Source organism: Mesorhizobium sp. M7A.F.Ca.CA.002.15.2.1, assembly GCF_003998715.1.
Classification (GTDB): domain Bacteria; phylum Pseudomonadota; class Alphaproteobacteria; order Rhizobiales; family Rhizobiaceae; genus Mesorhizobium; species Mesorhizobium ciceri.
The window spans coordinates 1-6365 of record NZ_RZPI01000297.1 but is presented as its reverse complement, the minus strand read 5'-3'; the positions used below and the strand labels follow the sequence as shown (position 1 = coordinate 6365).

Genomic DNA, 6365 nt, shown 5'->3' with positions numbered 1-6365 from the left:
GGCCGAGGATCTCGCGCACGCTTTTCATGCTCTTGCCGAGGAAATGCTCGTAGGCGGCATCCTCACTGACGCTGCCGCCGGCAAGCCTGACCATGCCGAGCAGCGCCGAGACGGAGAGCGCCTCGCTGTCGACCAGCACGCCATCGCAGTCGAAAATGACCAGTTCAGGCGTCATGGCCGAGAATGGCTCTCAGAGCTTGCCGGCGAGGTAGCGCGTCAGCGTGGCGCGCGCGCCATTCGCCCACAGCACGTTGAGCGCATGGGCAAAGGCCTCGACAAACGCCGTTGCGCGGCCGACATCGCCATAGATGTCCTCCATGGCGAGCCAGGCGGCGGGAGCGTCCTTTGCTGCCTTTGCCGTCGCCTGCAGCCGGTCCCAACTCGGGTCGTTGGGCTCGATGACGGCGCCGCTGTCCGTCGTGCCGAAGCAGTAGCGGCACCACAATGCCGATTCCAGGGCCAGGCCGGCGACGCTTTTCCCAGCCTTCAGCCGGTCGGCGATGGTCGGGATGATGAACTTCGGCTGGCGGTTGGAGCCGTCGAGGCAGAGCCGGCGCACCGTGTCGCCGATCTTCGGGTTGGAGAAGCGGCTCTCGATGAGCTGGTAATAGTCTTCCAGAACCGTGTCCGGCACCGGCGGCACCGTCGGGATGATTTCGTCCCGTTCGAGCTTGGCCAGAAAACCGCTCACCAGCGGCTCCTGCATCGCCTCATGCACGAAATGGATGTCCATCAGGCCGGCCGGATAGGCGATCGCTGCATGGCCGCCATTGAGGATGCGGATTTTCATCAGTTCATAAGGCGCAACGTCTTTGACGAACTGCACGCCGACCTTTTCCAGCGGCGGCCGGCCATCGGTGAAATGGTCCTCCAGCACCCACTGCCGGAACGGCTCGCAGAACACCGGCCAGTTGTCCTCGAGGCCGAAATCCTTGGCCAGGATGCCGCGCTCGCGGTCGGTGGTGGCCGGCGTGATGCGATCGACCATGCCGTTCGGAAAGGCGACATGCTCGCTGACCCAGTTCGCCAGATCCTCGTCGATCAAACGGGCCAGGCCGATGACGCCATCCGAGGTGACATGGCCATTGTGGGGAATGTTGTCGCACGACATCACGGTGAACGGCACGGTGCCTTCATCGCGGCGGCGCATCAGCCCGGCAAGGATGATGCCGAACACCGTCTTCGGCGTGGCGCCGGCCTGCGCGTCGGCGACGATGTCGGGATGGGTCGGGTTGAACACGACGGAGGCCGGGTCGATGAAATAGCCACCTTCGGTGATGGTCAGCGAAACGATCTTGATCGCCGGGTCGGCAAGCCGTTCGATCACACCGGCCGCATCGCCGGGCATCAGGAAGTCGATCATCGCGCCGGTGACGCGTGCGCTCATATGGCCGCTATCCTGCTCGACCACCGTGGTGAGCCAGTCCTGCTCTTCCAGTTTGCCGCGACCGATCTTTTCGCCGTCGAACACGCCGGCACCGATCAGCGCCCAGTCATGGCCGATGCCCGCATTGAACAGATCGTCGAGATAGACGGCCTGATGCGAGCGGTGGAAATTGCCGACGCCGAAATGCACGATGCCGGCCTTCAGCGTCGCGCGGTCATACTTCGGACCTGCGACGTTGGCGGGCAGCTTGGAGAGGTTAGAGGACGAGAGTTTCACGGTCATCTGTTTTACCCTTTGGCCGGGTTTCGGCCTTCGTTACGCTCCTCTCCCCGTCGGGGAGCGGATAAGGGGTGGCACTTGCTACGCGCCCGCTGAAGTCGGCCTCTGCTCCCCGCGGAGGGACGAGGAGCAGAGGCCGTCCCCCGCCCTCAACTCATCCACTGGCCGCCATCGACATTGTAGGTCTGGGCGACGATGTATTCGGCGTCGCTGCTGGCGAGAAACACAGCCATGCCGGTGAGGTCCTGTGCCGTGCCCATGCGGCCATACGGCACCGCCTCGCCGACCAGTTTCTTCTTCTCGCCCCTCGGCCGGTTCTCATATTTGGCGAACAGCGAATCGACGTGATCCCAGTGCTCGCCGTCGACGACGCCAGGGGCAATCGCGTTGACGTTGATGCGGTGCTTGATCAGGTCGAGCCCCGCCGACTGGGTCAGCGAGATGACGGCGGCCTTGGTGGCGCAATAGACGCCGACCAGCGCCTCGCCGCGCCGTCCGGCCTGGCTCGCCATGTTGATGATCCTGCCGCCCTTGCCTCGCGCGATCATCGAGCGGGCGGCTGCCTGCAGCATGAACAGCGTGCCGGCGACATTGACGGAAAACAACTTGTCGTAGCTTGCCCTGGTGATTTCGACGATCGGCGCCAGGTCGAACAGGGCGGCGTTGTTGATCAGGATATCGAGGCCACCGGTCTTCGTCTCGACGGCTTTCACCGCCGCCTCGATCGAGGCGAGGTCGGTGACGTCGAGCTTGACCGCATAGGCCTTGCCGCCAATCTCGGCGGCGGTCTTCTGCGCCGCCTCGAGATTGATGTCGCCGATGGCGACGGTTGCGCCTTCGCCGGCATAGGCTTCGGCGAAGGCTCTGCCGATGCCGCGGGCCGAACCCGTGATCAGCGCGGATTTGCCGGCCAGTCGCATGTTCAGATTGCCTTTCCGTCGGCGCCAAAGCGATGCAGCTTGGCCTTGTCTGGTGTCAGGTAAATGGTGTCGCCGTGATGGACGCCGAGTTCGCCGTCGGCGCGCACGGTCAGCGGACCGACGCCGTCGGCCTGGACGTGCAGGAAGGTGTCGGAGCCGAGATGCTCGGCGACGCCGACGACTGCCTTCCATTCGCCCGCCCTGGTCGAGATCTCCAGGTGTTCGGGACGGATGCCGATGGTCTTGGCGCCGTTTTTGGCAGCCGGCGCGCCCTCGATCAGGTTCATCTTCGGCGAGCCGATAAAGCTGGCGACGAACAGGTTCTTCGGCGTCTTGTAGAGCTCCATCGGCGAGCCGACCTGCTCGATGTTGCCGGCGTTCAGCACGACGATCTTGTCGGCCATGGTCATCGCTTCAACCTGATCGTGGGTAACGTAGATCATGGTGGTTTTGAGCTGATGGTGCAGCTCGCTGATCTCCAGCCGCATGGTGCCGCGCAGTGCCGCATCGAGATTGGACAGCGGTTCGTCGAACAGGAAGGCGGTCGGCTGACGCACGATGGCGCGGCCGATCGCGACGCGCTGGCGCTGGCCGCCTGAAAGCTGGCCGGGCCGGCGTTCGAGATAGTTGGTCAGGTTGAGCACGCGCGCCGCGTCTCCCACCTTCTTGTCGATGGTCGCCTTGTCCTCACCGGCCATCTTCAGCGGGAAGCCGATGTTCTTGGCCACCGTCATGTGCGGATAGAGCGCGTAAGACTGGAACACCATGGCGAGCTTGCGCTTGGCCGGTGCCTCGCCGGTGACGTCGCGGCCGTCGATGTTGATGGAGCCGCCGCTGGTGTCCTCGAGCCCGGCGATCAGGCGCAGCAGCGTTGACTTGCCGCAACCCGACGGGCCGACAAAGACGACGAACTCGCCATTCTCGATCACCAGGTCGAGACCGGGGATGATGGACGTCGCTCCGAAGGATTTCGAGACGTTCTTGAGCGTGATGTTTCCCATGGTTTCCTCCCCGAGGGGTTATTTCTGCCGATTGCTTCGGGCAATTCCGTTATTTCACCGCACCAAATGTCAGGCCGCGCACCAGCTGCTTCTGGCTGAACCAGCCCATGATCAGGATCGGCGCGATGGCCAGCGTCGAGGCGGCCGAAAGCTTCGCCCAGAACAGGCCTTGCGGGCTTGAGAACGAGCTGATGAAGGCGGTCAGGGGTGCGGCTTCCGTCGTCGTCAGCCGGATCGTCCAGAACGCCTCGTTCCAGGCCAGGATGATGTTGAGCAGCATTGTCGAGGCGATGCCCGGCACCGCCATCGGCGTCAGCACATAGACGATCTCGTTCCACAGCGATGCGCCGTCCATGCGCGCCGCTTCCAGGATCTCGCCAGGGATTTCGCGGAAATAGGTGTAGAGCATCCACACCACGATCGGCAGGTTGATCAGCATCAGCATGATCATGAGGCCGATGCGGCTGCCGAGCAGGCCTGTGTCGCGGAAGATCAGGTAGATCGGGAACAGCACCGCGACCGCCGGCATCATCTTGGTGGACAGCATCCACATCAAGATGTCCTTGGTCCGCTTGGTCGGCGAGAAGGCCATCGACCATGCCGCCGGTATGGCGACCAGCAGGGCCAGGATGGTCGAGCCGACCGAGAGCAGCACCGAGTTGAAGAAGAACTTGAAGTAGCCGCTCTGTGCCTGGACCTCGGTATAGCTCTCGAACGTTCCCGACGGGATGATGCTGAAGCCCTGGATGGCTTCCTGCTCCGACTTGAACGAGGTGATGATCGTGTAGAGGATCGGGAAGAAGATCAGCAGGGCGACGATCCAGGCGGCAACCGTCGCGATCGTCTTGTGCCGGGTGGTGACTGAGCGTGCCATCGTAGCCTCCCTTACTTGTCCAGGTTCTTGCCGACGGCGCGCATGGCGAAGAAGGCAACGATATTGGCGAGAATGACGGCGATCACACCGCCGGCGGATGCCTGGCCGATTTTGAACTCCAGCAACGCCTTCTGGTAGACGAGGAAGGGCAGGTTGGTGGAGGCGTATCCCGGGCCGCCATTGGTGGTGACGAGGATCTCGGCATAGACCGAGAGAAGGAAGATCGTCTGGATCAGGATGACGACCGTGATGGCGCGCGACATGTGCGGCAGCGTCAGATAGATGAAGCGGCTGATGAACCCGGCGCCGTCCATCTCGGCGGCTTCCTTCTGCTCGCCGTCGAGCGACTGCAGCGCGGTCAGAAGAATGAGCGTCGCGAAGGGCAGCCACTGCCAGGCGACGATGATGATGATCGCCAGCATCGGATGTTGCCCGAACCAGTCGATCGGCTGGGCCCCGAAGAAGCGGGCTATGTCGGCGAACACCCCGTATGGCGGGTGCATGATCATGTTCTTCCAGACCAATGCGGCCACCGGCGGCATGACGAAGAACGGCGAGATGACGAGGATGCGCACGATGCCCTGGCCCCACATCGGCTGGTCGATCAGCAGCGCCAGAAGGATACCGCCGATCACCGTGATCAGGAGCACGCTGACCACCAAGGTGAGCGTGTTGAGGATCGACTGCAGGAAGGCCGGGTTGGAATAGAACAGCGCGTAATTCGAGAAGCCGACGAAGCCGTCGCGGATCGGATTGAGCGGGTTGTACTGCTGGAAGGAGAACCAGATGGTGATGACCAGCGGCACGATCATCCAGACGAACAGCAGCACCACGGATGGCGCCATCATGAAACGGGCAAGCGAACGGGTCTGCTGAGTAGCCATGACGGTCACCCTTCACTGGTCAGACGGAATTTTCAAAGGCGTTAAAGGCGGCCGCCCGAACTGGGAACTCGGGCGGCCGTTGCCGGTCAAGGAGGCGACCGGCAGTCGGCACCGGGAGGAGCCTTACTTGATGTATCCGCCCTCGGTCATTGCCGCGGTGGCAGCGTCCTGGGCCTGCTTCAGCGCGTCGTCGACGCTCGACTGGCCGGCAAGCGCCGCCGAGAAGAGCTGGCCGACCGTGGTGCCAAGGCCCTGGAACTCAGGGATGGCGACGAACTGGACGCCGACATAGGGCACCGGCTTGACCGTCGGATGCGTCGGATCGGCGGCGTTGATGGAGTCCAGCGTCATCTTGGCGAACGGAGCGGCCTTCTGGTACTCGGCATTGGCGTAGAGCGAGGAGCGCGTGCCCGGAGGAACGTTGGCCCAGCCTTCCTTCGAAGCGACGAGCTCCGCATAGTGCTTGCTGGTCGCCCAGGAGACGAACTTCTCGGCGGCATCCGCTTTCTGCGTGCCGGCGGGGATGGCCAGCGACCAGGCCCACAGCCAGTTGCCGCGCTTGCCCAGGCCATTGTCGGGCGCCAGCGCATAGCCGACCTTATCGGCGACGGTCGAGTTCTTCGGGTCCGAAACGAAGGACGCGGCGACCGTGGCGTCGATCCACATGCCGCATTTGCCCTGCTGGAACAGCGCCAGGTTTTCGTTGAAGCCGTTGGAGGAAGCCCCCTCGGGGCCGTCGGCCTTCATCAGGTCGACATAGAACTGCAACGTGTTCTTCCATTCCGGCTGATCGAACTGCGGCTTCCAGTTCTCGTCGAACCAGCGGGCGCCGAAGGAGTTCGACATGGCGGTCAGGAAAGCCATGTTCTCGCCCCAGCCGGCCTTGCCGCGCAGGCACACGCCGTTCACGCCATTGGCGCGGTCGGTCATCTTGTCGGCGGCCTGCTTGATGAAGTCCCAGGTCGGCGCGTCGGGCATCTTCAGCCCGGCCTTGTCCATCAGGTCCTTGCGGTACATGAC

The 6365-nt window shown here is 63.4% G+C and carries 6 protein-coding genes and 1 pseudogene; all 7 read right to left on the bottom strand.

Annotation, left to right across the window (positions count from 1 at the left end; translation table 11 throughout):
- Nucleotides 1–175, bottom strand: a pseudogene (locus tag ENZ74_RS35805) (hydrolase); the annotation flags it as partial.
- Nucleotides 176–190: 15 nt separating this feature from the next.
- On the bottom strand, nucleotides 191–1669 hold the full coding sequence (locus ENZ74_RS17545; protein WP_063169749.1) for a mannitol dehydrogenase family protein: 1479 nt from the start codon (nucleotides 1667–1669) through the stop codon (nucleotides 191–193).
- Between the two features lie 146 nt (nucleotides 1670–1815).
- The gene (locus ENZ74_RS17540; protein WP_063169750.1) at nucleotides 1816–2586 is read right to left on the bottom strand and encodes an L-iditol 2-dehydrogenase; all 771 of its coding nucleotides are present in this window, start codon (nucleotides 2584–2586) and stop codon (nucleotides 1816–1818) included.
- A 2-nt stretch (nucleotides 2587–2588) separates the two neighbouring features.
- Nucleotides 2589–3587 (bottom strand): ABC transporter ATP-binding protein, encoded by a 999-nt coding sequence (locus tag ENZ74_RS17535; RefSeq protein WP_063169751.1) that lies wholly within the window; start codon nucleotides 3585–3587, stop codon nucleotides 2589–2591.
- Between the two features lie 49 nt (nucleotides 3588–3636).
- Nucleotides 3637–4461, bottom strand: coding sequence for a carbohydrate ABC transporter permease (locus tag ENZ74_RS17530; RefSeq protein ID WP_063169752.1), 825 nt, complete (start codon nucleotides 4459–4461; stop codon nucleotides 3637–3639).
- An 11-nt stretch (nucleotides 4462–4472) separates the two neighbouring features.
- On the bottom strand, nucleotides 4473–5345 hold the full coding sequence (locus tag ENZ74_RS17525) for a sugar ABC transporter permease (RefSeq protein WP_063169753.1): 873 nt from the start codon (nucleotides 5343–5345) through the stop codon (nucleotides 4473–4475).
- A gap of 123 nt (nucleotides 5346–5468) precedes the next feature.
- A partial coding sequence (locus tag ENZ74_RS17520; RefSeq protein ID WP_127312889.1) for an extracellular solute-binding protein occupies nucleotides 5469–6365 on the bottom strand: 897 nt, incomplete at its 5' end.